This window comes from Dyella japonica (assembly GCF_040545895.1).
In the GTDB taxonomy this organism is placed as follows: domain Bacteria; phylum Pseudomonadota; class Gammaproteobacteria; order Xanthomonadales; family Rhodanobacteraceae; genus Dyella; species Dyella japonica_D.
In genome coordinates, this window is record NZ_JBEPMU010000001.1 from 1,090,889 (window position 1) to 1,116,480 (window position 25,592).

Below are 25,592 nucleotides of genomic sequence, written 5' to 3' on the forward strand. Positions count from 1 at the left end.
ACGTTAGTGCCCGATGCCTTCCATCAGGCACCTTGCTCGACCCATTGCGCGCGCCACGCCGGCGCATCGAAGGGGTCGGCAAAGTACTGACTTTCGTGCGCCACCCTGCCGTCCCGGAACTCCATGATGCTCACGGTGAACGCACGCTTGTCACCGTAGTTGATCGTGTATTCGGTGACCCAGAGGTTGCCCTCGCCTGCGATGCGCCGCACCGCAAATCCCGAGGGCTTGCCGGGATGATGGCCGCGAAGTGCCTGCAGGTTGTACCTGCCATGGATGATCTCGCCCGACTGCGGGTACTCGCAGATCGCGTCATCGTGATAGATCTCATGCTCGGCCACCAGATCGCCCGCGGCGGATGCCGCCCAGTGTCGATCCAGGGCCGTCCGAATGCTTTGCGCTTCCATCATCGGTCTCCGGCTGAGTCCGTGTGTTCGCGACGCCCGACGCCAGACAGGCATGCGGCTTGATCGAAGCGCCCGGCAGAGCGGCAGCGCTTCCACCACATGCAAGGCTGCGCTTCAGCCCGCTGGGCGGCAAGTGCACGCCCTTCACCCAGCCGCGGCTTGAGGCCACTGCCCCGCCTTGGGTGGCAACTCTCCCGCTCAAGGCTTATTTTTGTTCAATCACGAACAAAAAGCTTGACGGCCGCGCGGGCGAAGAATATTATTCGAAAGCGTACAAAATTATGCACGTCGATTGAAGGTGCATCTCTACACGCAGGGAGCCAACTTCAGGGCGATTCGTCGCCACTACCACCGGACCTCATGCCATGACCACCAAACGCTCTTCCACCCAATCCAGACGCCTTCTCGCCAGCAACCTGATACTGGCGTTGGCGTTCATTTCCAGCCCCTTGTGGGCAGAAGAAAATACCGCCGCGACCTCGCCCGCGAATGGTGCGCAGCGATCACATACGCTGAACACCTCGCGCAATGAGCAGGCAAATGACGTCTCCAGCAGCCGCATCAACGGCCGCTCGGACTGGGACGTGGATTACCCTTCGCAACTGGCCCCACAACCCGTGCAATCCTCCCGCGTCGCGAACGCGGTGGCGCAGCTGCCCGTGTCAGCGGAGTCGCAGCTCTAAGCATGGCTGCCTGATGCAGCGCACAGTCAGCGGCGTGATCGACACCCGTTGGCCTGCCCTGCCAGATCATCATGGCGCGCGTACCGTTTGCCACGCGCGCCATCGACGCTCCGTCATCAATACTTCAAATTGAGTTCCGGCACGTTCGGTCGATGGAGTTCGTACAGCTCCTGGAACTCCTCCTCCGTGAATTCGTCCGGAGCATAGACGGCCACCGGATCCCATTCGCGGTCGGTCTTCCGCGGTTGGCGAGGGCCGCCACGCAGCGAATACCAGCGCCCATCGCGCTCCAGCAATTCGGGGGCCTCTTCGACGTGCTCGGTTTTCACGTCATGGGGAGCGACAAGGAATACGGCGAAGATCATGGACTGGCTCCTCGTGCAAAAGCCGCCGCTCGCAAACGCGTGGCACGGCGGCATCGTGTAGCGATCGTAGCGCGTTCGGCCCGCGAGAACCTCATGGAGTCTCCCCGCGCTGGCTGTGTCAAAAGAACGCAGATTTCTCATCGACGTTCGACGAATGCCTCGGCCTCGTCCGTCGCCAGCGATACCAAAGTATCGGAGACACCTTGGTGCAATGGCGGCGCCCATGCCGGCTGACTAGGTTTGCAAGCGGGAAAGTGCGTCTTCACGGTGCCATTCCAACCACTGGCGGCAACGCAACCAACGAGGCGCTCCACCATGGCACTGGGCAAGTTGCCGATTGTTCCTGCGAGCTTCTTTGGCATCGTGCTCGGCTTCGGCGGTTTGGGTAACGCCTGGCGCGCAGCGAACGAGGTGTGGCATCTGCCTCGCGCGGTCGGCGAGGCGCTGCTGGCAGCAGCGGCGCTGATCTGGATCACGCTGCTGGTGCTGACCACCGCCAAGTGGATCTATGCGCGCCCCGCCGCGCTCGCGGAACTCAACCATCCGATCCAGTCGTGCTTCGTCGGCCTGGCCGGCCTCACGACCATGGTGATTGCCGCGGCGGTATTGCCTTATTCGCACACGGCTGCCTTGATTCTGTTCGTGCTCGGCTTTCTCCACACGGTGAGTTTCGCCGTATGGCTCACCGGCATGCTTTGGGAAGGCGGGCGCGACAAGGCGCACACCACCGCCGCGCTGTATCTGCCGGTGGTGGGCGGCTCCTTCGTCGCGGCATCGGTCGCCGCGAATCTTGGCTATGGCGACTGGGGCGAACTGGCGTTTGGTGCCGGCGCCTTTACCTGGCTGGCGATCGACGCGGTCCTGCTTCATCGGCTCTACACCGCCGAACCCATGCCACCGATAATTCGCCCCACCCTTGGTATCCAGCTGGCACCGCCCACCGTGGGCGCGCTGGCATACATCAACCTGAGTCACGGGCCGCCCGACATGTTCATCCATGCGATGCTCGCCTACGGCTTGATGATCAGCGTGGTGCTGCTGCGCCTGTGGCCGTGGATACGCGAGCAACCCTTCTCCGTCGGCTACTGGGGCTTCACCTTCGGCGTGACCTCACTCACGACGGCACCACTGCGTCTCATCGAACATGGCGAAACCGGACCGCTGGCCATCATGGCGCCGTACCTGTTCGTGGGCGGCAACATCATCATTGTGCTGATGACGCTGGCGACTCTTCGCCTGCTGCTGCAGGGGCGATTATTGTCTCCTCAGTGAGCCCGGCGACATGAGCCTGACCGACGGCAGCAACGAAACCGCGTAGCATGTGCAGCCTGCCTGGAAGCGTGCCGGGAGCCTAGCGATGAGCCACGTCGTTTCCATCAATGTCGGCCTTCCCGCGGATGTGGCATGGCGAGGCAAGGTCGTGCGCACGGCGGTATGGAAGCGCCCCGTGAACAGTCGCGTGATGGCGCGTCGCCTCAATCTCGACGGCGACGGACAAGGCGACCTCGCCGGCCATGGCGGCGTGCATCGCGCGGTCATGGTTTACCAGATCGCCTCGTACCGATACTGGGAACAGGTTCTGGATCGCCAGCTGGCCGAATACGGCATGTTTGGCGAGAACCTCACCGTCGATGGACTGCCCGACGACGAAGTGTGCATCGGCGACCGCTATCGCATCGGCGGCGCGTTATTCGAGGTATCGCAGCCGCGCGTCACCTGCTATCGCGTGGGCATACGCATGGACGAACCGCGCATGCCGTCGCTGCTCGTGTCGCATCGGCGTCCCGGCTTCTATTTCCGCGTGATCGAGGAAGGCGAGATCGGCGCCGGCGACGAGATCGTGCGCGTCGAGCAGGGCCGCGAGAAACTCACCGTCGCTGAAGTCGATGCCCTGCTCTACTTGCCCGGTCATCCGGAAGATCGGCTTCGGCGGGCCTCAAGCGAACCTTCGCTCAGCCCGGGCTGGAAGCAGTCCTTCGATGCGATGCTGGCGAACACCGGCAAACTGCCCGGCAACGCGGGGCTTGCGCCCGTGCTTCCCGATGTTGCGTGGTCCGGCTTTCGTCGCCTCAAGGTGGCGAAGGTGATCAAGGAAAGCGACGAAGTGACCTCGTTGCTGCTGGCCGCGATGGAGCCGCCGAATCTTGCACCGCCGTTGGCTGGGGCGTTCGTGGTGTTGCGCCTAGCGCGCACGGGTACTGACGCACCACTCACCCGCAGCTATTCCATCTCCAACGTCGGCGAAGACGGCATGTATCGCGTCAGCGTCAAACGGGGCACCGGCGATGGAAGCCGATACATCCACGACAATGTGCAAGCGGGCGACGTGCTCGACGTCAGCGCGCCGCGCGGAAGCTTCCACCTGCAAGCCGGCGACCAGCCGACAGTCTTCCTCAGCGCGGGCATCGGCATCACGCCGGTGCTCGGCATGCTGCACCAACTGGTGGCCGACGGTGCTGCTGTCCATCGCGACGTGTACTGGATCTATGGCGCGCGCAACGGCAGCGAACATCCCTTCGCGGCGGAGGTACGCCGTCTGCTGAGCGCGTTGCCGCGTGTCCACACACTCGTCGCTTACAGCCAGCCGCGCCCCGAAGATCAATTGGGCCGCGACTTCGATGCAGCGGAGCGCATCAGCGCGTCCACCATCCAGCGACTGGGCGTGCCCACCACGGCCCAGTTCTACCTGTGCGGCCCAGCCGGCTTCATGTCCGCGCTCATCGCCGACCTCAACGGCATCGGCGTGCCGAGCGGGAACATCCACACCGAGACTTTTGGCAGTGAAGCGTCCATCACGCCCGGCATCGCCGCCACGCCTGCACGGCAACCGCATGCACCGGCGGGCGTGCAAGGGCATGGGCCAACCGTTTCCTTCAGTCGAAGTGGATTGGCCCCGCCGTGGTCCGACACCTATGCAAGCCTGCTGGATTTCGCGGAAGCCTGCGATGTTCCGGTGCGGTGGTCGTGCCGCACGGGCGTCTGCCATACCTGCGAAACCGCGCTCATCGCCGGCCGCGTTCGCTACGACCCCGAGCCCATCGACGCGCCGGCCAGCGGCAACGTGCTCATCTGCTGCGCGCGGCCCGAGGGCGATATCGAACTCGATCTCTGACCGCTTACACGCGTCGCGGCACAAACCCCGGCACGCCGGTCTCCACCACGGCGTTCAGGCGAATGCTGGTGGTGATGGCGTGCCGCATCTCGTGCATGGCGTCGTCGGGCAATGGGGCAATGTCGAAATTTTCCCGGATATGCGCGGGATTGGTCGACGTAGTCAGGAACGCCGTTCCGCGTTGCGCCGCCCACGACAACGCGACTTGCGCCGGCGTCATGCCGACACGCTGTGCAATCGCCTTGATCACCGCATCGTCCGTGATTCTCGGTTCCATGCCGTGGCCCAGCGGTGCAAAGGCAAGCAGGACGATGCCGTGCTGCTTGCAGAATTCCAGCAGTTCCCATTCCGGAAGATAGGGATGGCATTCCACCTGCACCACGGCAGGCTTGATGCGCGCGATCGCGACTATCTCCTTCAGCTTGGGCAGCGTGATGTCGGAGAGCCCGATGGCACGGCAGCGTCCGTCGTCCACCAGCTGTTCCATGGCGCGCCATGTGTCGGCCAGGGTGACGCCGGTGTCGTAGATGGGCTTGTCGTGTTCGTCCCTGGGGTCCATCTCGTCGCCCGGCTGAAACGCAAACGGCGTGTGCACCAGATACAGGTCGAGATAGTCGAGCTGAAGACGACGAAGGCTGGCTTCGAAGGCAGGCCGTACCCGTTCGGGCCGGTGATTGGTGTTCCATAGCTTGGTGGTGACGAAGAATTCGCCGCGCGTCAACCCGCCGGCATCGAACGCTTCCTTCATCGCCTCGCCGACCACGTCTTCGTTGAGATAGCGCTCTGCGCCATCAAGGTGACGGAAGCCCGCTTCCAGCGCCCGCGTGATGGCCTGCTTGGCCTTGATGCGATCGGGTATCAGCGTGCCAAAGCCAACGGCCGGCATCGCACCGCTACCGTGCGCAAGGCGAAGGGTCTTGTCGCGCAGGTGTTCCGACGTACTCATGTTCGTGTTCTCTCGTGGAAAGCCACACCGACAACGCCATGCGGCATGTCGAACGTGGCGTGGAAATGGATGGCTTACGGTTTCTCGCGGAACGCCACGCGCTGCTCGAAGGCGCCGTTCGCATTGCCGCCGAGGGCGATGGAAAGTTGCACCGTATCGAGATGGCGCGCCGTGCTTGCATGGATCTGGCCTATCAACGCACGCTGGTAGCCACGCTCGGCATCCAGCACCTGGAGCACACCGATCTCGCCCACGCGATAACCTTGCTGGTTCAAGCGCAAGCTCGCTTCAGCGGCGTTCAAGGCGCGCTCCTGCGCGGCGTACTCCTCGCTGTCATGACGAATGGCCTGCAGCACATCCGCCACCTGCCCCAGCGATTTGATGACGGTCTGCCGGTAGCCTGCGAGCGATGCCTTGTAGCCATCCTCCGAGGCGCGGCGATTCGCCTGCCGTGTGCCGCCGTCGAAGAGCGGCCCCGTCAAACCAGCCGCAAAACCCCACAGCGTTCCGATGCCAGGGCCAGCCTGGGTGAGCGACGCCGACAGCGTCAGGTGCGGATACAGATCCGCCGTGGCCACGCCGATCTCCGCGCTCGCGGCATGCAGCTGCGCTTCGGCTTCGAGAATGTCGGGCCGCTCGCGCGCGAGTTCCGACGGCAGGCTCACCGGCAGGTTTTCCGGCAGCGTGAAATCGCCCAGATCAAAATCCGGCGCCGTCCAGTCACCAGGACTCTTGCCCACCAGGATCGACAACGCATGCCTTGCCACGTCGCGCTGCTGCGCCAGCGGCGGCAGCAGGGTTTCATCCTGCGCAAGCTGCGTGGTGGCCAGCGCGATATCTACTTGCGTGGCTGTACCGTACTCGTGAGCCTTGCGAACAAGATCCAGGTTCTTCTGGTCGTCGGCGATCAGCACCTGCACCGCCTTGATCTGCTCGCGAGCCGAGGCAAGCAGGATGGCCTGACTGGCGACATCGCCGGTCACGGTGAGATAGGCCGCGTCGAACCGATGCTGTTCGAGTTCGGCGAGCGCCGTGCGCTCCTCGATCTTCCGTTTGGTGCCGCCGAACAGATCGAAATCGAAACTCACCTGCGGACCGACCGCGTAGAAGTTGGAGGCACCTGCACCGTTGCCCGCCCGCTGACGACCACCCTGGGCCCCGAAGCCCACCTGCGGACTCAACCCTCCCGCCACGGATGCCACGGCTTCGTTGGCCTGGGCAATGGTGGCATCGGCGGCTTCCAGATCCAGGTTGCCGACGATGGCCTTGCGCATCACTTCGTCGAGCTTCGCAGAACCCAGCGACGACCACCAGTCGCCCTGTGCCTTCTTGCCGAGGTCGACGCGCGGTGCACCGGTGCTTTTGTTGCTGCCATCGAGCGCGTTTTCCGCCTGCGCGTCGTAATGCTTGGTGGCCGGCGCGGCGGGCCTTTCAAAATTCGGGCCTACCATGCATGCCGACAACAGCAGAGGCATGGCGGTGGCGAGCATGACCGTTCGAGTTGAATGCCTCGACGGATGCGGTCTGAACACTTTCATTTTGCGACTCCAGGAACCAGGCCGGGACGCGGCTTGCGTAGAAGAAGAACCAGCGGGCTGACGATCAACATGGCGATCATCAGCAGCTTGAACTGACCGATCACCGCGACCACCGCCGCCTGACCGGTGACCAGCTCATTCATCAGCGCCAGCGCTTGCCCCGAGAGCGCGTCACCGCCGATGCGGTAGGGCCTCAAGTTATTGGCGAGCGCCAGATGCATGCTCTGGGTGTTGCTGTAGAAGTAGATCTGCACGACGGCGATGCCGATGGTGCTGCCGTAGAGCCGCGAGAGATTGAAAAGTACGGTGCCTTCCGCGCGAAACTGCGGTTCCAGCGTGCTGAAGGCGGCGCGCGTGAGCGCAGGCATCAGCATGCCCAGGCCCGCGCCCTGGATGGCACCGGCGGCAACCACCGGCCACCAGTCCATCAGCGGCGAGTAGCCCAGCATGCGCCAGTTCCCATACGCCACCAGCGTCAGGCCAACGATGATCAATAGGCGGTTGTCGAACTTCGTTGGCGCTCGCCATGTCAGCAGCAACGCCGCCAGCAAGGCAACGCCGCGCGGAATGGTGATGTAGCCCGCCGTGTCAGCCGGATAGCCGAGCAATTCCTCCAGCATCGGCGAGGTCAGCGCCAGCGTCGGCAGCAGCACGAAGCCAAAGGCAAAGAACATCACCGTGGCCACGCCGTAGTTGCAATTGGTGAACAGGGCCTTGTGCAGGAAATGCTCGCTCCTCGTGCATACATGCACGATAAAGAGATAGAAGCCGATGATGGACGCGATGGCCTCGACCCAGATTTCCGGCGAGGCAAACCATTCCATGCGTTCGCCGCGATCGAGCATCATCTGCAACCCCGCGATGCCGATGGAGAACGTCATCCAGCCAAAGAAATCGAAATGCTCGCGCTTGTGCAGCTTCTTTTCTTTCAGATAGCAACCCATGGCCACGGCGATGAAAGCGGCCATGGGAAAACTCACATAGAAAATGGCATGCCAGCCCAGGTATTCGCCAAGCCAGCCACCCATCGCTGGCCCGCTCAGGATGCCCAGCAGCGACGTCACGCTCCACGCCACGCCGATACGGCCATGACGCAGCGGCGGCAGTTCATGCAGCAGGATGGCCATGGACAACGGCGCCAGCGTGCCGCTCGCCGCGCCCTGCAGGATGCGTGCGGAGACGAACTGCAGCGGCGTCTTAGCGAGCGTGTCGAGTATCAGCCCAACACTGAAGATCGCCAGCGACACCAGGAACACCTTCTTCCTGCCGAACCGGCCCGCGAGCCAGTGCGTCAACGGCATGACGATGGCGCCCGCCGCGATATACGAGGAAAACACCCAGCCGATTTCATCGTCGGTCATCGACAACCCACCCTGCACGTGCAGCACGGCCGCGTTCGGGATGGAGATGTTCACCGCCTGCATGTAAGTCGCCAGCAGCGCCGCGGCGACGAGACTCCAGTGTGCCCTCGCTTCGGCCTGGTGTTCGAGCGCCGTGTTCACCGCTGGGCTCCATGCGCCGAGCCACGCTCCTGACGCGTGTCGACCTGCGCCGTCACGCTCATGCCGGAATACAGTGGCCACTTCGGATCGATCTCGTCCAGCTCCAGCCGCACGGGCAGGCGCTGAACCACCTTCACCCAGTTGCCCGTGGCGTTCTCCGGCGGCAGCAACGCGAATTCCGAGCCCGTTCCCGGACTGATGCTCACCACGTGCGCCTTGAAACCATGCCCGGGATAGGTATCCACATCGACCGTGGCCGCCTGCCCCGCACGCATGTGCGTCAGGCCGGTTTCGCGGAAATTCGCCTCGACCCACACATGCCGGCTCGACATCATCGAGAACACGGTCGCGCCGCTGCTGACGAAGTCGCCCACCTGAAGATCGTCCACCTTGGTCACCACGCCATCGTCCGGTGCGATCACGCGGGTATAGGAAAGATCGAGCCGCGCGCGATCGAGCTGCGCCTTGGCTTCGCGCACCGTGGGATGACGATCGATCTCGATGTTGGGGTCGCCGTTCAACCCGGCGATGCTGTTGGCCACGTCCTGCTGCGCCGAGACAATGTGTTGGCGTGCCACCCGCAGGTTCGTTTCGGCTTGTTCATAGGAAGCACGCGAGGCGAAGTCGGAAGCAAGCAAGGCCTTCTTGCGCTCGTATTCGCGCCCATCGAAATCAGCGGATGCCTTGGCCGATTCGAGATCCGCCAACTGGCGGCGGTATGTCGCCTTCAGTGCTTCCACCTGCAGCCGCGCGCTGTTGAGCCGTGCCTCGGCCTGCTCCACCGCAATGCGATACGGATCGGGATCGATCTGGAACAGCAACTGCCCCGCGCGGACGGGCTGGTTGTCCGTCACCGCCACCTTCACCACCTGGCCGGGCACCCTGGCATTGATCGACACCTTGGCCGCGCGCACGAAGGCGTCGTCCGTTTCCACGGTGCCCGCGCCATGCAGATAGGTCGCGCCACCGCCGATCAGCAACAACAGCGGCAAGGCCGCCATCAGCGGCCAGCGGAGCCGTTCCCTCCTGCTTCGCCCGGCCGTCTCGGGGCTGCCCGAGCCAAGGCCTTCGGGGACTTCATCGAATGATTTGCGCATGACCGCTTCCTGCCACTTTAGCTACGGCGCGGAGACCTTCCTTCGCGCCAGTTGAATTTTGTACTGATCAGGATAATAATCCCGCCACAGACGAGAGGTCAAGTTTTTTATGCGATCAGGAACAAAAATAGACGGCACCGAGAAAAGGCCTCGTGGCCGGCCACGTGCCTACGAACCCGAAACCGCGCTGCGACAGGCCGCGGAAGCGTTCTGGAAGACGGGCTATTCGGGCACCTCGCTCGACGACATCTCCGCCGCCACCGGCATGAACCGGCCCAGCCTTCGCGCGGCGTTCGGCGACAAGCACGACATCTACGTCAAGGCGCTGCACGACTACTGGGCGCGCAAGTTCGAGGCGATGCACAAGGCATTGGCGAGCGGCGGCACCCTGGCCGAGACCTTGATGAAGGTCTACGACGCAGCGTTGTCGATCTATTTCTCGGGCGACGACCAGGTGCTGGGATGTTTCGTGGTGGGCACCGCCATTACCGAAGCGCCGGGCGATGCCGAGATCCAGCGCATTGCTGCCGACGGCTTTCGCAAGCTCGATGGCGATTTCGAGGCCCGCTTCAAGCTGGCGCGCACGCGCGGTGAACTGAAACCGGACGCCGATCCCAAGGCACTCGCCCTGCTCGCTTCCGCCACGATGCACAGTCTTGCTGTGCGCGCACGCGCCGGCAGTCCACGCACCGAACTGAGGAAGCTCGCGCAGAAGGCGGTGTCGGTGATGTGCGGCTGACGCCTTCACGCGATGGGAATTCGGAAAATGGCCAACGCCCGGGTTCATGCCCGGATCGAGACGCGCGCGGTGACGAACGAACTACCCGACATCATCGGTGACCACCTGACCCTGCTGTTCTGCGGCATCAATCCGGGCATGACGGCAGCCACGGCAGGCCACCATTTTGTGAACCGGAGCAATCGTTTCTGGCGCGTGCTTCATCTCGCCGGTTTCACGCCCAGGGAAATTCCACCGGAGCAGGACCGCACCATCCTCGACTACGGCTATGGCCTGACGGCGGTGGTGAGACGCGCCACCGCACGCGCGGATCAGTTGTCACGAGACGAGTTCACCGCGGCCGCCGCGGAGTTCACGCAGAAGATCGCACGCCGCGCGCCACGTTTCGTGGCCTTTCTTGGCAAGCCGGCGTACGCAGCGCTTTCCGGGCAACGCGACATCGTGTGGGGCGAACAGCCGGGCCAACTGGAAGGCGCCGCCATCTGGGTTGTTCCCAATCCCAGCGGGCGCAATCGCGCCTTCACGCTTGACGCGCTGGTCGCTGCGTATCGCCCGCTTTATCTGGCGACGATCGGGGCGACGACGAAGCGACATTCACCATGAGCGCGTGCGACACGTTCGGCGCGGCATAACCGGAGACTGCGGGTGATTGAAAAGAAATCGTCGTCGATCATCTGGCCAGGCAAGCCGCTGTCGCGCGCCTTTTTCCGTCGAGCCGCCACTACGGTGGCGCCCCGGCTGCTCAACAAAGTGCTGGCGTCAGCGGACGGCCGCGCAGGCCGCATCGTGGAAGTGGAAGCCTATGTCGGCGCCATTGATCCCGCGGCGCACACCTATCGCGGAAAGACCGCGCGCAACGCCGTGATGTTTGGGCCGCCCGGGCACATGTATGTCTATTTCACCTACGGCATGCACTGGTGCGCCAACTGCGTGAGCGGCCCGGAAGGCGCCGGCTGCGGCGTGCTCATCCGTGCGCTGGAGCCGCTGCACGGCGTCGCGCAGATGCGTGCCGCACGTCCACGGACTGCGCGCGACCTCGACCTGTGCCGTGGACCGGCGCGCCTGACGCAGGCGATGGATATCAGCGGCACGCAGAACGGCATCGATCTGGTGGAAGGCCTGGAAGGCTTCACCATCGTGGACGATGGCACGCCGCCGCCCAGGGATGCAGTGGGCGGGCCACGCATCGGCATCAGCGTGGGCAAGGATCACCCCTGGCGCTGGAGCGTGCCGGGCAGCCGCTACGTATCGGGCACGGCGGCACAGCGCGGCTGAGGTTTGCACTTTGCGCGTGCGTTAACAGCGAATCGACACGTTTTGCATCCCGCGCATCACACATGCGGAGTATAGTTAATTTGCGCATTCGCCAGGAGGCCTCCGCAGCAACCGCATGGCTGTAGGGAAAACTCAGGTAAGCGCACCGGGGCAGCGTCCTTACTCCCATTGGACCCACTGCCCCATTTTCATGCTTGGCAGTAGCTGCCCTTTTTCACGCGCGACACCAGCTCATTTTTCCGGCGGCGCTGTTGCCGTGCCCGTCTGCTCACCGCGTCCCTCGACGCCGGCACGCCAATCGGCCAGCGCGAAGCGGTGGATGCGTTGATCGCTGCCGCTGTAGTAAAGCGTGGCGAGATCCGGGGACAGTCGCGCCTCGATACCGAGTATCCCCAAAGGCTGCGGCGGGCCCCAGCCCTGCGCCGTGGCAAAGGCGATGAACAACGCGCTTCCGCTCGTGGTCGACGGCGGCCGCGATGAACTGAACACCACGAACGATTGATCGGGCGCCACCGCAGGATCGTAGTCGCCCGCCGTGCCATCGCTGAAACTCAATGGCGACGCTGCCTGGTATTGGCCCTCTTTCCGACGGCTGAGATAGAGCCGGAATTTGCCGCTGACCGGATCGGGCTTCATGAAATACACGCTGCCATCCGCAGCCACGGCCGGCGAGAACACCGACGTGCCGTCGTTGATGACATCGGGCAAGCGCTGAGGCGCGCCCCAGCCGTGCGCCATGCGGCTCACGCGCCATAGATTGCCGCCACGCCCCGGCCTCGGCTTGCCATTGAAGTAGCCATCGAGTGCCGCACCACCATCGTGCGCAGGTCGATTGGAGACAAACACCAGGTAGGAACCGTCCGGCGCCATGGCCGGCTCCAGGTCCATCCAGTGCCCGGAGAACGGCGCGGGCGCTGCCGCCGTCCAGTCCTTGCTCGTGCGCTCGGAGATGTAAAGGTGGCGGTCGACACCTTCTCCACGCGAGAACACCGTGATGCGCTCATCGGGCGAAAACACCGGCGACGCATCGCTGGGCTGCTGCCAGGGCTCGGCGGCGTAAGCAAAGCCCACAACCAGAAGGAACGCAAAGAGGGATAGGCAGCGCATGGTGTCAGGCCGTTGGAAAGTTTCGCCGACGCTAGGATGCAGACGCGCCGCGGTCCAAGCTTCTGTGCCGACTGGCGCGACAGAAGTGACGAACGGCGCATGTCGCGCTGTGAGCGGTGCCGGGCCACGGATGGTCGATCCATCGGATCGGACGCTGCGGCGTATGGACGTCCATGTGCAAGGTCGGCTGTCCATGATGACGATGGCTCCGGCTTTCCTGTCCAGCGGATGGCGCGGCATCGATCCCGTGAGGAGAGCAAATAGCCGCGGCGTGATGCACTCGTTCCATGCCCTCGCCAGAGCCGATCTTGCGCGCGACGAATCGGCCCTCAGCGAACCGCCGCCTCCACAATGGCCATGTCCTGCCCTGTGGTGCCGCCACTTACGCCCACGCCCGCGAACACCTCCCCATCCTGCGTGAGCGGTATGCCGCCGCCCATGGAAGTAAAGCGCCCGCCGCCGATCGCAAGCAGGGAAAAAAACTCGTGGCCAGGCTGCACCATCGGTGCGAGATCGGCCGTGCGCACGCGCACCAGCGCCGAGGTGTAGGCCTTGCGCTGGGATATTTCCAGCGAAAACGCAGGCGCACCATTCATGCGATGCTGCAATACCAGGTTGCCATGCACATCGATGATGCACACGGCCACCGGCACCTTGGCCTTGCTCGCCCCGGCTTCCACGCGCTCGGCCAGCGCCTTGGCCGTGCTCAGCAGGTCCATGGGTTCCTCCTTCCGCGATCGTGCGCGCAGCGGCCTAACGCGCGAGTTTTCCCACGTAGTAGCCCAGCCGTTCCTCGACATCGCCGGGTTTGTGGAATCCCTGCTCCATCAGCGCCTTGATGTTCGTCTGCGCGGCGGTGCGCCCCAGCGATGCGATGCATGCATCCCATCCGGCGCCAATTTCCACATCGGGCGACAAGCCGGCGTTGACGAGACGCTTGGTGTTGGCAATGGCCCATTTGTCGAAGCCGGCGATGCGGTTGGCCAGCGCGTCCACGAAGGCATCGAGTTCCGCGTCGGGGAGTGCGCGATTTACATAGCCATACATCTCGGCCTGGGCGCCGCGTATATCGTCCGAACTCAGCAGCACCTCCATCGCGCGATTTCGACCCATCAACAACGGCAGGCGCGCCATCGGTCCACCACCGGCCACCATGCCGACACCCACTTCCCATTGCGAGAAAATGGCTTTCTCGCGGCTGCAGAAACTCATGTCGCACGACAGCGTGATCTCGCTGCCGTTGCCGGTGGCGCGTCCGCGAATGAGCGCGATGGAAGCAAACGGCGCACGCGTCAGCCGCACCAGGAAATCCGGCCACGGCGGCAAGCCGGTGGGACCGGCCGGCATGCCGGTGAGGTCTTCGAGCCGCGCCGTGAAATCGGAATGGTTGAGGAAATACATATCCACCGCGCTATCGAACACCACCACCTTCACCTCGTCATCGGCCTCCAACGCGTTGATGAGATTCTGGAACTCCCGGACCATGTCCGGCCCCATGAGGTTGAGCGGCGGATTGTCGAAGGTGACGCGCCAATAAGCCGGGGAGCGCTTGGCAACCTTGATCTGCGCGGACGTCTTCGCTTGCATGGCGGCTCCTTTCGCTGCTGCTGCGGGGAACCACTTGAATGTCCCTCGGCCGTCCGAAGCGCACCAGTAGACGATGGTATCGCCGCAAGCGCGTTGGCGATCTCATCCAGACGCGCCCCGCGGCCGACACCTTGGTGCAATTGGCGAACGCTCGACGGGCTACCTAGCATTACGCGAATCAGAAGAAGATCTTTCGCGCACGCGAGGCGGCGCGCAGCGCGCCGATCATTGTCATCTCCAAGGAGACGACCATGGACATCAAGCAAACGCAGAACGCATCGGCTAGCGACGGCCTGGGCGCGCTGGCGTTCGACATGAAGCTGGAGATCGCCGTGCTCCCCGTGGCGGACGCGGACCGCGCCAAGCGTTTCTACGCCGGCCTGGGTTGGCGACTCGATCTGGACTTCAAGCGCGGCGACGACTATCGCGTCATCCAGTTCACGCCGCCGGGCTCGGGCTGCTCGGTGATCTTCGGCAAGAACATCACGCTATCGGCGCCCGGTTCCATGCAGGGGCTGTATCTCATCGTCAGCGACATCGAGATGGCCCGCAAAGAGCTGCTGCGCCGTGGCGTCGCCGTGGGCGAGCCCTTCCACGATGCTGGTGGCGTATTCCATCACGCGGACGCGGCGAAGCTGGTTCGCGGCCTGAATCCCCGCCGGCACAGCTACGCCACGTTTGCTGCGTTCAATGATCCCGATGGCAACGGCTGGCTGCTGCAGGAGATCACCGCACGTCTGTCCGGTGACCTTTCATTGGACGACCCACGGTTCACGCCTGAAGTGTTGAAGGCGATCCACGGCGTTAGCTGAGTGCAGCGCCGAGCGAGCTAGTCCGCTGGGCCGAACAGCTTGTGCATGATGCGCCAGCGTCCATCGCAACGCAGCAGTGAAAGCACGTTGTAGAAGTGGTTGCCCAGGAAGCGCAGCTCCGCTGTCACCGTGGCCATGTCGCCCAGCACCTGGATGTTCAGCGGCGCCATGGTGAATGGCTCGCCTGCGGCGGACGGGCTCTGCCGCGAACCCACGGCCTGGATGTATTCGTCGGCAGTGCGCGAGCGGAAACTGCCGGTCACCGTGTCTTCCACGCGTGCAGTGGCATGAAACACTTCGTGCAGCGCTTGCGTGTCCCCCGTGTACACGCCACGCAGGTAGCGATACGCCAGATCGAGTACGGCCTGATGGTCAGTCATGGAGCCAACCTCCTAATTTACGGCGGTATGGGCGGATGAGCCGGCCACGGTGCGCACGCGGGAAATGAGCTGGCCAGCGTCCACATAGCCCGGCGCCACACTGTAAAGCTTGTCGCCATCCTCCAGCAGCAGCGAAGGGAAACTGGAGATGCCCCAGCGACGCGCCTGCAGGAAATCGTCGCGTGTCTGGCCAATGGCTTCGGCCGATTGCCAATCCTGAAGGAATTCGTCTGGTGTAATGGCGAAGCCAAGCGTCACCAGGGCTGCGGACGCGACCTTGGCCAACACATCGCCCTTGGTGATGTCCTGGCCATCCACGTAGAACGCACGCTGGATGGCGCGCAGCACGGCGAGCTGATCCACCGCGGGAGCCAGGCGCCGTGCGGTCACCACGGCGCGGCAAGCCGGCTCGGTGTCGTAAACCAGATGATCGTTGGCGAGGAACGCGTCGCGATTGAACGGCAGGCCACTCGCCTGCTCCACCCGCGACCAATGCGCCAGGCGAGCCTCGCGCTGTGACCGAGGCATCACGGCGGTTTCACCGGGGCGCAGGCCGCCCACGACCACGTCCAACGCAAGCGCGGGAAAGGCGTTGCACAGCTCGGTGACTTCCTTGCCGAAGCCATAACACCAGGAACACATCGGATCGGCGATCAGGATCAGTTTCATGCTCAACAACCTCGTGGAAAGTGTTTTCGATTCATCTCCGGCGCGGCGTCAGTCGCTTCAGCACCAGGCGCTTCACTTCAATTCCACACGGACTCTAGGCCTGCGTTCCGGCGCGATAAATATGGTTCAATGCATTTCATTTGATACGTGGCGTAATGAATCATGCGTCGCCAGTTTGATGACGTGCTGCTCGGAAGCATTGAGCTGTTCTGCCTGGCCGCCGAACTCGGCAGCTTCACGGCGGCCGCCACCGCGGCCGGTGTCACGCCAGCGGCAGTCAGCCGCTCGGTGGCGCGACTGGAAGAACGCATGGGCGTTCGGCTATTCGTTCGCACCACGCGGCAGATCCGTCTTACGGACGTGGGCCGCGCCTATTTCGAGGAATGCCAGCAGGCCCTCACTCAGCTGATCGAGGCCGAACGCATGGCCACGGGCCAGCAAGTTCGGCCCATCGGCACGCTGCGCATCAGCGTGCCCACGACGTACGCCCACTATCGACTGCTTCCCTGGCTTCCGGAGTTTCGCGAGCGGCATCCAGAGGTGCAGTTGGACATCCATGTAAGCAACCGCAACGTCGACTTCTCCGACGAAGGGTTTGACCTGGCCATCCGCGTGCGCACACCGGCCGACTCCACCTTGATCGTTCGCCATCTGGAAGACGCGGAACTGGTGATGGTTGCCACACCCGAATACCTGGCGCGGCGTGGCACGCCCGCGACGCTGGACGACCTGAACCGGCACGAGTGCATCCAGTTCGACCTGCCCAGCAGTGGCCGACGCATTCCCTGGCTCTTCCAGGACCAGGGCAAGGACATCGACTTCACCGGCGATGGTGGCTACGTGCTGTCGGAAGACGTACTCGGCGGCGTCACGCTCGCGCGCCACGGTGCGGGCCTGTTCCAGACGTATCGCTTCATCGTGGAAGATGACTTGCGCTCGGGCCGGCTGGTGACGGTGCTGCCGGCGTTCGGCGGACGCTCGCGCCCCTTCAGCCTGCTCTACCCGCACAGCCGCCACGTGCCATTGCGCGTGCGCAGCTTCATCGACTTTCTGGTGGACAAGGTGTCCTGATGTTCGGCGCCATCCGCGCGCATCGGCTGCACTTGTTACGCCACGTATCAACTGAAATGACGCTAGCGAGATGGTGGCGCGATGGCGCAGCCCTTACCATCCGCACGCGCTACGCCCAACCGTTCGAACGAGAATGCCATGATCGATCTCTACACGTGGAAGACCCCCAACGGCCGCAAGCCCGTCATTGCGCTGGAAGAGCTGCACCTCGATTACGTGGTCCATCCCGTGGACATCGGTCGCGACGAACAGTTTCTGCCCGGCTTCGTGGCGGTGTCGCCCAACAGCAAGATCCCCGCCATGGTCGACCGGGAAGCGGCGGTGACGCTGTTCGAGAGCGGCGCCATCCTGCAGTACCTGGCCGAGACGACCGGCAAGCTGCTGCCTGCCAGCGGCAAAACGCGCTACAGCACCCTGCAATGGCTGAACTGGCAGGTGGGCGGCGTGGGTCCGATGTTCGGGCAGCTCGGTTTCTTCGCCAATCGCGCCAAGGAAAAACTTCCGCTGGCGATCGATCGTTACCTCATCGAATCCAACCGCCTGCTCGACGTGCTGGAACATCGCCTTGCCCAATCCGCCTATGTCGGCAACGACGATTACAGCATTGCCGACATCGCCATCTATCCATGGGTGGTCGCGGTGATCACCGCCAACCCGACGCTGCTCGGTGATGCGCGCGAACGGCGTCCGTCGATGGACCGCTGGATGGCCACGCTCGCCGAACGGCCGGCCGTGATCAAGGGCATGGCCGTACTGCAGGACGTCTGACAGATCGCCTTGCCCACGTGCCTGCCGTACGCGCAGGCAATGCTTTGCGCCCTCTACGTAAAACTACGCAGGCATCTCCCGTAGTTCGTCGCTTGTGACCCGATTCCGCCGCATGGAAGCTGGCGAACGACCGTTGGCCAGCCACGCGAGCGCCACCCACCGTGGCATCGCTCTGCCTCTTCGGTATCACCGGGTGAAGGAGCGCGCCGTGTTCAGCACCATGTTCGAACGACGCATGAGGGTGATCGCCGTCGTGACGTTGCTGGCATTCGTCGCGCATGCCGCGGTTTCCGTCGCCGGCGCCCATCGATTGACACATCGGCGCGTCAGGACATCGATGATGAAGACTGTTCTTCCACGACTCGGAGTGACGACCATGCTGCGTCGACTGATGACGTTTCTTCTTGCTACGGCAACGGCCTCAGCGACGGCACTCGCTGCCGCTCCGCAAGACCCCGGCACCGTCACGCCCGCCGAAGCCCGCGCCATCGCGAAGGAGGCCTATGTCTGGGGCTTTCCCATGGTCGAGTCGTACAAGACGCTCTATGCGCAGGCGATCGACGCCGGCGGCTCGAACTATCGCGCACCGCTCAATCACATCGGCGGCTCGGCCAACGTGTTCACGCCCAAGGACACGGCCATCGTCACGCCCAATTCGGATACACCCTACTCGGCGGTGTGGATGGACCTGCGCGCTGAGCCGCTGGTGCTCACCATTCCCAGGATCGACAAGGGCCGCTACTACTCGGTGCAGCTGATCGACCTGTATACGCAGAATTTCGACTACATCGGCTCGCGCACCACGGGCAACGACGGCGGCATCTATCTGGTTGCCGGGCCGGGATGGAAAGGCGCGACACCCCCGGGCGTGAACAAGGTGTTCCATGCCGAGACGAATATCGTGTACGCCATTTATCGCACGCAGCTGTTCAACGACAAGGACATCGACGCGGTGCGCAAGGTCCAGGCCGGCTATCTCGTCCAGCCGCTCAGCGCCTATCTCAAGCAGCCGCCACCGGCCGCACCGCCCAGAATCGAATTCCCGCCGTACGACGCCACGCGCGCCCACGACCTCGGATTCTTTTCGTACCTGAATTTCCTGCTGCAGTTCGCGCCCGTCGATCCATCGGAAGTCGCACTGCGGCAGAAGTTCGCGAAAATCGGCATCGCTCCCGGCAAGCCTTTCGATGCCGACAAGCTTTCGCCCGACATGCGCCACGCCTTGCTCGACGGCATCAAGGATGCCGACGAGGAGTTCGCCAATTTCAAGAAGACCAAGGTGGACGGCCAGCTCATCAGCAGCGCGGATCTGTTCGGCACGCGTGCCTTTCTCAAGAACAACTATCTCTACCGGTTTGCCGGCGCAAAGATGGGCATCTTCGGCAACTCAGGAGCCGAGGCGAATTACGAGGGCTATTTCACCGACGCCGACCATCAACCACTGGATGGCTCCAAACACGCCTACGTCCTGCATTTCGGCAAGGATCAGTTGCCGCCGACCAAGGCGTTCTGGTCGCTCACGATGTACGACGGCAAGAGCCAGTTGCTGGTGGACAATCCGCTCAATCGCTACCTGATCAATTCCCCCATGTTGCCCAGCCTCAAGCGCGATGCCGATGGTGGACTCACGCTATATGTGCAGCATGACTCGCCCGGCAAGGACAAGGAGAGCAACTGGCTTCCCACGCCGAACGGGCCATTCTTCGCGGTGTTGCGCAACTACGATCCGGACGAGGCGGTACTCAACCACCGCTGGAAACGCCCGGAGTTCACCCGGATTCCCTGATCTGATCGGTTGCGCCGCGTCGTCGACAGCGCAGCCTCCGCACATCAGTGGAGACTGCGCATTCCTCTCGACCGCAGCAACACGCGTTGGTCAAGCACCTACGCAGGGCGATGCAACGCGACCAGGCTGGCGTCCTGTCGATGCGCCCAACGGTTCAACGCCGCGCAGAGCACCAACAGCACGGCGGTGACGAAGAAGACTTCGCGCAGGCCCACCCACGCGCCGATCTGTCCGCCGATCAGCGGACCGACCACCTGGCCGGCGAATTGCGAGGACTGCAGGTAACCGAGCGTCTTGCCCGTTTGGTGATCTTCCACCAGGGCACGCACGCCCTTGGCCACCGCAGGCAGCAGCCCCGCCATCGACATGCCCATGAGCCCGCGCAACACCGCCAGCTGCCACCATTGCGTGACGAAGGCCTGCGGAACCATCACCAGTGCCGTGACCAGCAGGCAACCGATGATGACTTTGTTGCTGCCCACGCGGTCGGCGAACGCACCCAACCGCGCCGAGGTAAGCATGCTGCCGAACGCCGACGCCGCCATCACGATGCCCGCCATGCGTGCGAGATGATCGCGCGGCACGCCAAGTTCGCCGATATACACCGTGATGATGGGTTCGATGGACATGTTGGCCAGCAGCACCATCATCGCCGTCACCAGCAGGGTGATGATGAGCGGCTTGTGTGCCATGCCGGCCTTTGCATCGCCGCCGTTGCCCGGCGGTGCGCGCGTATCGAGTGCGCGATTGAAGTCTTCGCGCACGAAGAAAATCGTGATCAGTGCAGCCACCGCAATCACGCCACCGCCGACGAAGAAGGTGCCGCGTATGCCGACGAGATCGGGCAAAAACCCGCCGACCAGCGGGCCCACCAGGCTGCCCGAAAGCGCGCCGATTGAAAGCACGCCCAGTGCCCAGCCCGCGCGGTTGCGCGGCGCCTGCGTGCCGACCATCACGGTCGCCGCCGAGGCATAACCGCCCACCAGGCCTGCCAGCAATCGCAATAAAACGAGTTCCGTCACGCTATGCGCGGTGCCGATCAGCGACATCACGATGGCCATGCCGATGGCAGCGCGCACCAGCATCGGCTTGCGGCCATAGCGATCGGCCAGATGGCCCCACAGCGGCGCGGTAAGCGCAGTGCCGAAGAAGGTGGCGCCGAATGCAATGCCCGACCACTGCACGATCGAGGCGGACGAAGTGACGCCCAACTGCTCGACGTACAACGGCAGGAACGGCAACAGCATGCTCAGGCTCACCAGCGTGGTGAACGAACCGAACACCGCGATGGCGAGATTGCGCTTCCAGTACGCCGCATTGCGATCCGAATAACTGGCAACCGCAAGCGGCGCCGCGCCAGGCGAACTGATGGTGTCTATCTGCGTGGACATGGATTCACTTTGGTTGGCGTGGCGCGCGGCACGCGCTTGCGCGCCGGGCCACCAACGGGATCCGACGACGCGATTCAATCGCGTCGTCGACTAGGTCATTTCTTTTCGGCGGCGCGCTGCGCGCGGAAGGCTTCGGCGGGCAAACCGCCCCAGCCCCAGTTCTCCATTTCCACTTCGTCGATCACCACGAAGGTGGAGTCCAGTGGCTTGTGCAATACGTCGAGCAATAATTGGCTGACGCCCTTGATGAGCAGCGCCTTTTCCTCTGCCGTCACCGCGCTGCGCCCGGGAGCGGAACCTTCACGCGTGACCTTGATGTTGACGATAGGCATGGTCGTAACCTCCAGGTGAGAGGGGCGGACGATTGTCCACCCCTCGTGATGACTCAGTGACCGGCGCTCTGGCCGCCGTCGACGTGCAGGATCTCGCCCGTGACGAAGCCCGCGGTGTCGAGGTAGATCACGGCATCGGCGATATCGGAGATCTCGCCCATGCGGCCCACCGGATGCAGGCCAGCGAGCGCACCGTGCGTTTCAGGCGCATGCATCGGCGTCTTGATCACGCCAGGTGCCACCGCGTTCACGCGGATGCCGCGCTTGGCGTATTCGATGGCAAGCGACTTGGTGGCGGCGTTGAGGCCGCCCTTGGTCAGCGAAGCGAGCACCGACGGCACGCCGTCGACCGCATGATCGACCAGGCTGGTGGTGATGTTGACGACGTGGCCGCTGCCCTGCTTCTCCATCTCGGCGATGGCCAGCTGGGTGATGTGGAAGAAGCCGGTGAGATTGACCGAGATGTTGTCGGCGTAGTCCTGCGCGGTGAACGCGGTGAACGGCTTGGCGGTGAAGATGCCGGCGTTGTTCACCAGCGTGTCGATGCGACCGAAACGGGCGATGGCTTCAGCCACCACGCGCTGGGCCACGGCGCGGTCGCTGATGTCGCCCGGCACGGCAATCACGTCCGGGTCGCTCGATGCCTTGATCGAACGCGAGTTGGCGATCACGCGATAGTTGCGGTCACGGAAGGCCTTGACCAGGCCGGCGCCGATGCCTTGCGAGGCACCCGTGATGATGGCGACTTTCTGCTGACTGTTCATGAGACGGTTTGCTCCAGATGTGGGGAAGAGGTTCAGCTCAATGCTGATCGGCTGTGCTTTGCCGACACCCACAATTTAGGAGCGTGCTGTGCGTTAGAGAATTCCTGCTATTCGGCAGACACTCTTCCGCGTGGCGGTTGAATCGCGGTATCCGGCACGAACGAGGCATCCTTCGCCAGGCAGGCGAAGCGAGATCGCAGACGCGGCAGGGCAAAGTCGACGAAGGCCCGCACCTTGGGCACGGAAAGACGTCCATACGGCGACACGATGTTCACCGGCAGCGGCGGGGGTTCCGCATCCGCCAGCAGCACCTGCAGCTTGCCGGCCCGGATTTCCGGAGCCACGTGGTACGACAACAGGCGCGTCACGCCGTGGCCGTCCACCGCCGATTCGATGGCGGCGCGAATATTGTTGACCACCAGTCGCGGCGTGAATGACACGGAGCGCGACACCGACGAGCCTTCCAGCGGCGGAAAGCTCCACGAATCCATGCCCATGTGGGCCATGGCAACGATCTGCTGTTTGCCCAGGTCCGCCGGCTCCGCGATGCGCGGATGCGTGGCCAGGTAGCGCGGCGACGCCACGATCACGCGGCGCACTTCGCCAATGGGATGCGCCACCAGCGTCGAGTCCGCCAGATGGGTGATGCGCAGCGCCAGGTCCATGCCCTCTTCCACCAGGTTGACCGGGCGTTCGAGCAGATGGAGCCGCACGTTCACCGTGGGAAATTCGTCCATGAAGGCATCGACGACGGGACGCAGGATTTCCACGCCCGAAAACACCGTGGCCGTAATGGTGAGCGTGCCGCGCGGCACCGAGCGTTCGCCCGCCGCGTTGCGGTCGGCTTCCTCCAGCTCCAGCAGCAGCTTGCGGCAGGCGATGGCGTAGCGTTCGCCGGCTTCGCTCAATTTGATGGAGCGCGTGGTCCGATGCAGCAGCGGCACGCCCACGTGCGCTTCGAGAAAGGCGATGGCGCGGCTCACCGCGGCAGCGGAGCGCCCAGTCTTGCGGCTCGCACCGGCGAGGCTACCCTCGTCCAGCGCGGCGACGAACACCTTCATGGCATCGATGCGATCCATAGGACTTGCCTTGCCTGCCGGCGTGGGAGCCGGGTTGGGGAAAGTGTCCTACAACTGTTCGGATCGCAGCCAGTTGCAGAACGTGATGACGGCGTCGGCCCAGTTCAGGCCGTCGCTTGTCGCCATTCGCTGATCAAGGTCTGCATTAGCGCCTGTGCCGACATGGGTCGCGCCAGCGGCGCACCCTGCCCGGCCCAGTGCGCGCCGTAGCCAGCTTCACCGGTGGCGCGCCCGGCCGCGTTCAATGCCTTGCCGGCGTCGTACGCCGTGGGATAGTCCGGAATGTCCGCATCCATCACGGTAGCGCCCAGACGAGTGAACAGGCTGCCGAGGCTGCGTGCGGGACGACCGGAGACAGCGCGCGTCATCACCGTGGCGTACGCGGCGTCGCTGGCCATGGCCTTGCGATAGCCGGCATCGGCCAGCGATTCGTCTGCCACCACGAAGGCGGTGCCCAGTTGCGCCGCTGCGGCACCCAGTTCGAGTGCGGCGGCGATGCCTGCGCCATCCATGATGCCGCCGGCGGCAATCACCGGTATGCGCACGTTCTCCACCAGCAACCGCGTCAACGCGAACGTGCCCAGTCGCGTGTCTTCGGCATCGGGGTCGAACACGCCGCGATGGCCGCCCGCTTCATAACCCTGCGCCACCACGGCATCGATACCGGCGGCCTCGATGGCCTTGGCTTCCTGCACGTTGGTGGCCGTGGCCATGAGGAACACGCCCGCGTCGCGCAGGGCCTTCAACTGCTCGGGCCGGGGCAAGCCGAAATGGAAACTCACCACGCGGGGCTTTTCCGCTACCAGCATGGCGAGCATGTCGTCATCGTCCAGGAAGGAGATGTAGATCTCCTTGAGCGAGGATGGCGGCGTGGCGCCGAAGCGCTTGAACTCCGGCGCGAGTCGCGCGATCCACGCGGCCTCTTTCGCTGCATCGGCGTGCGCGGGACGGTGCACGAACAGGTTGATGTTGAGGGGGCCGTTGCTCAGCTGGCGAAACGCATGGATGGCCTCGCGCGCCTTGCTTGCCGTCATGGCGCCCACGCCCAGCGAACCCAGCCCGCCACTGTTGCTGACCGCGGCGGCAAGCGCGGGCGACGACGTACCCGCCATGGGGGCCTGGATGATCGGCACGCTCATGCCGATGGCACTGAGCAGTGATGACGACGCGGCGTTGGCCATGGCGGGAGACTCCTGGCTCGATGGGGATGGCTGGGACTTTACCCGCCTGCCATGCCCCATCGAAACCACGAGTCGCGGCAATCAGTCTTCCGCGGCATGAAAGAATGCTGCCGCGCGATGCGCCGTGCCGTCGACCTCAGGCCACCGCCAGGCCGTAGCGCGAGGCGGGCTTGGTGTGCGACAGGTTGGGCATCAGTTTCTGGCGCGCCGCTTCATAGCTGGCCCAGTCGCCTGCATCGGGCAAGGCGGGGATGGTGATCAGCTCGCCCTGGTCGAGGCCCGCCAGCGCGGCGTCCACCATGTCGGCAGCCGACATCACCCATGCCGGCGGCAGGTTGCTTACCGGATGTCCCAACACGTCCCAGAATTCCGTGGCCGTCGCGCCCGGCAGCACGGCCTGCACCTTCACGCCCTTGTCGGCCAGCTCGTGATGCAGCGAGCGGGAGAACGCCAGCACGTACGCCTTGCTGCCGCCGTATACGCCGTTGAGCAGCTCCGGCGCCACCGCCACGATGGAGGCGATGTTGATCACCGTGCCCTGCCCGCGTTCGACGAAGCCCGGCGCCGCCGCATAGGCAAGGCGCGTGAGCGCGTTCACGTTGAGCGAAATCATTTCCGACATGCGCGCCACGTCCGACTGCAGCAGCGGCGTCGCGGCGCCGAAGCCGGCGTTGTTCACCAGCATCGAGATGCTGCGGTCGGTGCGCAGCAGCGCTTCCACGCTGGCCAGTTCGGCTGCGTCGCTCAGGTCGGCCGGGAACACCTGCACCGAACGCCCGGTGGCGTCGGTCAGGCGGCGGGCCAGGTCGCTCAGTCGCTCGCGGTTGCGCGCCACCAGGATCAGGTCGTAGCCGCGGCGGGCCAGGCGTTCCGCATAGATGGCGCCGATGCCGGACGAAGCGCCGGTGATGAGGGCGGTGCCCTTGTTCTGAATGGTCATGTCGTTTCTCCACATGTGCCGGCGGGATACCGGTGTCTGGAGAGCGTTGTAAACCGGCCCC

At 64.1% G+C, this 25,592-nt stretch carries 28 protein-coding genes; 11 read left to right on the forward strand and 17 right to left on the reverse strand.

Going from position 1 to position 25,592, the window contains the following annotated elements; all coding sequences use genetic code 11:
• Positions 1-23: 23 nt before the first annotated feature.
• Positions 24-407 (reverse strand): nuclear transport factor 2 family protein, encoded by a 384-nt coding sequence (locus tag ABIC75_RS04710; protein ID WP_354012687.1) that lies wholly within the window; start codon positions 405-407, stop codon positions 24-26.
• A gap of 59 nt (positions 408-466) precedes the next feature.
• On the opposite strand from ABIC75_RS04710, the gene ABIC75_RS04715 reads away from it, so the two are divergent.
• Together ABIC75_RS04715 and ABIC75_RS04720 are read left to right on the forward strand one after the other, a co-directional pair.
• The gene (locus tag ABIC75_RS04715) at positions 467-703 is read left to right on the forward strand and encodes a hypothetical protein (protein WP_354012688.1); all 237 of its coding nucleotides are present in this window, start codon (positions 467-469) and stop codon (positions 701-703) included.
• A gap of 69 nt (positions 704-772) precedes the next feature.
• Complete coding sequence (locus ABIC75_RS04720) at positions 773-1,090, forward strand: hypothetical protein (protein ID WP_354012689.1); 318 nt, start codon at positions 773-775, stop codon at positions 1,088-1,090.
• A gap of 116 nt (positions 1,091-1,206) precedes the next feature.
• Here ABIC75_RS04720 and ABIC75_RS04725 read toward each other — a convergent pair whose 3' ends face one another.
• A complete protein-coding gene (locus tag ABIC75_RS04725; protein ID WP_354012690.1) occupies positions 1,207-1,455 on the reverse strand; it encodes a hypothetical protein in 249 nt (82 codons plus the stop codon).
• A 315-nt stretch (positions 1,456-1,770) separates the two neighbouring features.
• On the opposite strand from ABIC75_RS04725, the gene tehA reads away from it, so the two are divergent.
• Positions 1,771-2,727, forward strand: a complete 957-nt coding sequence (gene tehA, locus ABIC75_RS04730) for a dicarboxylate transporter/tellurite-resistance protein TehA (protein WP_354012691.1) — start codon at positions 1,771-1,773, stop codon at positions 2,725-2,727.
• Positions 2,728-2,812: 85 nt separating this feature from the next.
• Positions 2,813-4,567, forward strand: coding sequence for an MOSC and FAD-binding oxidoreductase domain-containing protein (locus ABIC75_RS04735; protein ID WP_354012692.1), 1,755 nt, complete (start codon positions 2,813-2,815; stop codon positions 4,565-4,567).
• A gap of 4 nt (positions 4,568-4,571) precedes the next feature.
• On the opposite strand, the gene ABIC75_RS04740 is transcribed toward ABIC75_RS04735, so the two are convergent.
• The 4 genes from ABIC75_RS04740 to ABIC75_RS04755 all read right to left on the reverse strand — a co-directional run bounded on the left by ABIC75_RS04740 (position 4,572) and on the right by ABIC75_RS04755 (position 9,650).
• Positions 4,572-5,513, reverse strand: coding sequence for an aldo/keto reductase (locus ABIC75_RS04740; protein WP_354012693.1), 942 nt, complete (start codon positions 5,511-5,513; stop codon positions 4,572-4,574).
• 74 nt (positions 5,514-5,587) lie between these two features.
• Complete coding sequence (locus ABIC75_RS04745) at positions 5,588-7,003, reverse strand: efflux transporter outer membrane subunit (protein WP_354012694.1); 1,416 nt, start codon at positions 7,001-7,003, stop codon at positions 5,588-5,590.
• A gap of 44 nt (positions 7,004-7,047) precedes the next feature.
• A complete protein-coding gene (locus ABIC75_RS04750; RefSeq protein WP_354012695.1) occupies positions 7,048-8,553 on the reverse strand; it encodes a DHA2 family efflux MFS transporter permease subunit in 1,506 nt (501 codons plus the stop codon).
• A complete protein-coding gene (locus ABIC75_RS04755) occupies positions 8,550-9,650 on the reverse strand; it encodes an HlyD family secretion protein (protein WP_354012696.1) in 1,101 nt (366 codons plus the stop codon). Before ABIC75_RS04755 ends, ABIC75_RS04750 begins: the two co-directional genes overlap by 4 nt.
• Before the next feature lie 109 nt (positions 9,651-9,759).
• Here ABIC75_RS04755 and ABIC75_RS04760 point away from each other — a divergent pair, with 109 nt between their 5' ends.
• From ABIC75_RS04760 to ABIC75_RS04770, 3 genes are read left to right on the forward strand one after another with little or no spacing between them, the layout of a single operon-like run.
• Positions 9,760-10,389, forward strand: a complete 630-nt coding sequence (locus ABIC75_RS04760; RefSeq protein WP_354012697.1) for a TetR/AcrR family transcriptional regulator — start codon at positions 9,760-9,762, stop codon at positions 10,387-10,389.
• 27 nt (positions 10,390-10,416) lie between these two features.
• A complete protein-coding gene (gene mug / locus ABIC75_RS04765) occupies positions 10,417-10,992 on the forward strand; it encodes a G/U mismatch-specific DNA glycosylase (protein WP_354012698.1) in 576 nt (191 codons plus the stop codon).
• Positions 10,993-11,034: 42 nt separating this feature from the next.
• Positions 11,035-11,664 (forward strand): DNA-3-methyladenine glycosylase, encoded by a 630-nt coding sequence (locus ABIC75_RS04770; protein ID WP_354012699.1) that lies wholly within the window; start codon positions 11,035-11,037, stop codon positions 11,662-11,664.
• A 231-nt stretch (positions 11,665-11,895) separates the two neighbouring features.
• Here the strand turns inward: ABIC75_RS04770 and ABIC75_RS04775 are convergent, their stop codons facing one another.
• The 3 genes from ABIC75_RS04775 to ABIC75_RS04785 form a co-directional block, all read right to left on the reverse strand.
• A complete protein-coding gene (locus tag ABIC75_RS04775; RefSeq protein WP_354012700.1) occupies positions 11,896-12,771 on the reverse strand; it encodes a TolB family protein in 876 nt (291 codons plus the stop codon).
• Between the two features lie 329 nt (positions 12,772-13,100).
• Positions 13,101-13,490, reverse strand: coding sequence for a GlcG/HbpS family heme-binding protein (locus ABIC75_RS04780; protein WP_354012701.1), 390 nt, complete (start codon positions 13,488-13,490; stop codon positions 13,101-13,103).
• A gap of 34 nt (positions 13,491-13,524) precedes the next feature.
• The gene (locus ABIC75_RS04785; RefSeq protein ID WP_354012702.1) at positions 13,525-14,358 is read right to left on the reverse strand and encodes an enoyl-CoA hydratase/isomerase family protein; all 834 of its coding nucleotides are present in this window, start codon (positions 14,356-14,358) and stop codon (positions 13,525-13,527) included.
• A 251-nt stretch (positions 14,359-14,609) separates the two neighbouring features.
• Between ABIC75_RS04785 and ABIC75_RS04790 the strand changes: the two genes are divergently transcribed.
• The gene (locus ABIC75_RS04790; protein ID WP_354012703.1) at positions 14,610-15,170 is read left to right on the forward strand and encodes a VOC family protein; all 561 of its coding nucleotides are present in this window, start codon (positions 14,610-14,612) and stop codon (positions 15,168-15,170) included.
• Between the two features lie 17 nt (positions 15,171-15,187).
• Here ABIC75_RS04790 and ABIC75_RS04795 read toward each other — a convergent pair whose 3' ends face one another.
• Both ABIC75_RS04795 and ABIC75_RS04800 read right to left on the reverse strand, forming a co-directional pair.
• Positions 15,188-15,550 (reverse strand): nuclear transport factor 2 family protein, encoded by a 363-nt coding sequence (locus ABIC75_RS04795; protein WP_354012704.1) that lies wholly within the window; start codon positions 15,548-15,550, stop codon positions 15,188-15,190.
• 12 nt (positions 15,551-15,562) lie between these two features.
• Positions 15,563-16,219 (reverse strand): DsbA family protein, encoded by a 657-nt coding sequence (locus ABIC75_RS04800; RefSeq protein ID WP_354012705.1) that lies wholly within the window; start codon positions 16,217-16,219, stop codon positions 15,563-15,565.
• Between the two features lie 162 nt (positions 16,220-16,381).
• Between ABIC75_RS04800 and ABIC75_RS04805 the strand changes: the two genes are divergently transcribed.
• From ABIC75_RS04805 to ABIC75_RS04815, 3 genes are all read left to right on the forward strand, one after another.
• The gene (locus ABIC75_RS04805; protein WP_354012706.1) at positions 16,382-17,290 is read left to right on the forward strand and encodes a LysR family transcriptional regulator; all 909 of its coding nucleotides are present in this window, start codon (positions 16,382-16,384) and stop codon (positions 17,288-17,290) included.
• Positions 17,291-17,428: 138 nt separating this feature from the next.
• Complete coding sequence (locus tag ABIC75_RS04810; protein ID WP_354012707.1) at positions 17,429-18,058, forward strand: glutathione S-transferase N-terminal domain-containing protein; 630 nt, start codon at positions 17,429-17,431, stop codon at positions 18,056-18,058.
• Between the two features lie 376 nt (positions 18,059-18,434).
• A complete protein-coding gene (locus tag ABIC75_RS04815; protein ID WP_354012708.1) occupies positions 18,435-19,844 on the forward strand; it encodes a DUF1254 domain-containing protein in 1,410 nt (469 codons plus the stop codon).
• Positions 19,845-19,942: 98 nt separating this feature from the next.
• Here ABIC75_RS04815 and ABIC75_RS04820 read toward each other — a convergent pair whose 3' ends face one another.
• The 6 genes from ABIC75_RS04820 to ABIC75_RS04845 form a co-directional block, all read right to left on the reverse strand.
• Positions 19,943-21,235, reverse strand: a complete 1,293-nt coding sequence (locus tag ABIC75_RS04820; protein ID WP_354012709.1) for an MFS transporter — start codon at positions 21,233-21,235, stop codon at positions 19,943-19,945.
• 95 nt (positions 21,236-21,330) lie between these two features.
• Entirely contained in the window at positions 21,331-21,567 is a 237-nt protein-coding gene (locus ABIC75_RS04825; RefSeq protein ID WP_204634357.1) for a tautomerase family protein, read from the reverse strand.
• Positions 21,568-21,620: 53 nt separating this feature from the next.
• The gene (locus ABIC75_RS04830) at positions 21,621-22,331 is read right to left on the reverse strand and encodes an SDR family NAD(P)-dependent oxidoreductase (RefSeq protein ID WP_354012710.1); all 711 of its coding nucleotides are present in this window, start codon (positions 22,329-22,331) and stop codon (positions 21,621-21,623) included.
• 107 nt (positions 22,332-22,438) lie between these two features.
• The gene (locus ABIC75_RS04835; RefSeq protein WP_354012711.1) at positions 22,439-23,410 is read right to left on the reverse strand and encodes a LysR family transcriptional regulator; all 972 of its coding nucleotides are present in this window, start codon (positions 23,408-23,410) and stop codon (positions 22,439-22,441) included.
• Between the two features lie 104 nt (positions 23,411-23,514).
• Positions 23,515-24,591, reverse strand: coding sequence for an NAD(P)H-dependent flavin oxidoreductase (locus ABIC75_RS04840; protein WP_354012712.1), 1,077 nt, complete (start codon positions 24,589-24,591; stop codon positions 23,515-23,517).
• Positions 24,592-24,727: 136 nt separating this feature from the next.
• Positions 24,728-25,531 (reverse strand): SDR family NAD(P)-dependent oxidoreductase, encoded by an 804-nt coding sequence (locus ABIC75_RS04845; protein WP_354012713.1) that lies wholly within the window; start codon positions 25,529-25,531, stop codon positions 24,728-24,730.
• Positions 25,532-25,592 lie beyond the last annotated feature (61 nt).

Bases quoted from the DNA above. Each gene is read 5' to 3' on its own strand.
- ABIC75_RS04815 (WP_354012708.1), top strand. From the start codon at position 18,435: ATGCTGCGTCGACTGATGACGTTTCTTCTTGCTACGGCAACGGCCTCA.
- ABIC75_RS04780 (WP_354012701.1), bottom strand. From the start codon at position 13,490: ATGGACCTGCTGAGCACGGCCAAGGCGCTGGCCGAGCGCGTGGAAGCC.
- ABIC75_RS04810 (WP_354012707.1), top strand. From the start codon at position 17,429: ATGATCGATCTCTACACGTGGAAGACCCCCAACGGCCGCAAGCCCGTC.
- ABIC75_RS04845 (WP_354012713.1), bottom strand. From the start codon at position 25,531: ATGACCATTCAGAACAAGGGCACCGCCCTCATCACCGGCGCTTCGTCC.
- ABIC75_RS04735 (WP_354012692.1), top strand. From the start codon at position 2,813: ATGAGCCACGTCGTTTCCATCAATGTCGGCCTTCCCGCGGATGTGGCA.
- ABIC75_RS04725 (WP_354012690.1), bottom strand. From the start codon at position 1,455: ATGATCTTCGCCGTATTCCTTGTCGCTCCCCATGACGTGAAAACCGAG.
- ABIC75_RS04840 (WP_354012712.1), bottom strand. From the start codon at position 24,591: ATGGCCAACGCCGCGTCGTCATCACTGCTCAGTGCCATCGGCATGAGC.
- ABIC75_RS04790 (WP_354012703.1), top strand. From the start codon at position 14,610: ATGGACATCAAGCAAACGCAGAACGCATCGGCTAGCGACGGCCTGGGC.
- tehA (WP_354012691.1), top strand. From the start codon at position 1,771: ATGGCACTGGGCAAGTTGCCGATTGTTCCTGCGAGCTTCTTTGGCATC.
- ABIC75_RS04820 (WP_354012709.1), bottom strand. From the start codon at position 21,235: ATGTCCACGCAGATAGACACCATCAGTTCGCCTGGCGCGGCGCCGCTT.
- ABIC75_RS04785 (WP_354012702.1), bottom strand. From the start codon at position 14,358: ATGCAAGCGAAGACGTCCGCGCAGATCAAGGTTGCCAAGCGCTCCCCG.
- ABIC75_RS04830 (WP_354012710.1), bottom strand. From the start codon at position 22,331: ATGAACAGTCAGCAGAAAGTCGCCATCATCACGGGTGCCTCGCAAGGC.
- mug (WP_354012698.1), top strand. From the start codon at position 10,417: ATGGCCAACGCCCGGGTTCATGCCCGGATCGAGACGCGCGCGGTGACG.
- ABIC75_RS04825 (WP_204634357.1), bottom strand. From the start codon at position 21,567: ATGCCTATCGTCAACATCAAGGTCACGCGTGAAGGTTCCGCTCCCGGG.
- ABIC75_RS04795 (WP_354012704.1), bottom strand. From the start codon at position 15,550: ATGACTGACCATCAGGCCGTACTCGATCTGGCGTATCGCTACCTGCGT.
- ABIC75_RS04835 (WP_354012711.1), bottom strand. From the start codon at position 23,410: ATGGATCGCATCGATGCCATGAAGGTGTTCGTCGCCGCGCTGGACGAG.
- ABIC75_RS04800 (WP_354012705.1), bottom strand. From the start codon at position 16,219: ATGAAACTGATCCTGATCGCCGATCCGATGTGTTCCTGGTGTTATGGC.
- ABIC75_RS04745 (WP_354012694.1), bottom strand. From the start codon at position 7,003: ATGCTCGCCACCGCCATGCCTCTGCTGTTGTCGGCATGCATGGTAGGC.
- ABIC75_RS04775 (WP_354012700.1), bottom strand. From the start codon at position 12,771: ATGCGCTGCCTATCCCTCTTTGCGTTCCTTCTGGTTGTGGGCTTTGCT.
- ABIC75_RS04755 (WP_354012696.1), bottom strand. From the start codon at position 9,650: ATGCGCAAATCATTCGATGAAGTCCCCGAAGGCCTTGGCTCGGGCAGC.
- ABIC75_RS04760 (WP_354012697.1), top strand. From the start codon at position 9,760: ATGCGATCAGGAACAAAAATAGACGGCACCGAGAAAAGGCCTCGTGGC.
- ABIC75_RS04720 (WP_354012689.1), top strand. From the start codon at position 773: ATGACCACCAAACGCTCTTCCACCCAATCCAGACGCCTTCTCGCCAGC.
- ABIC75_RS04740 (WP_354012693.1), bottom strand. From the start codon at position 5,513: ATGAGTACGTCGGAACACCTGCGCGACAAGACCCTTCGCCTTGCGCAC.
- ABIC75_RS04805 (WP_354012706.1), top strand. From the start codon at position 16,382: ATGCGTCGCCAGTTTGATGACGTGCTGCTCGGAAGCATTGAGCTGTTC.
- ABIC75_RS04710 (WP_354012687.1), bottom strand. From the start codon at position 407: ATGGAAGCGCAAAGCATTCGGACGGCCCTGGATCGACACTGGGCGGCA.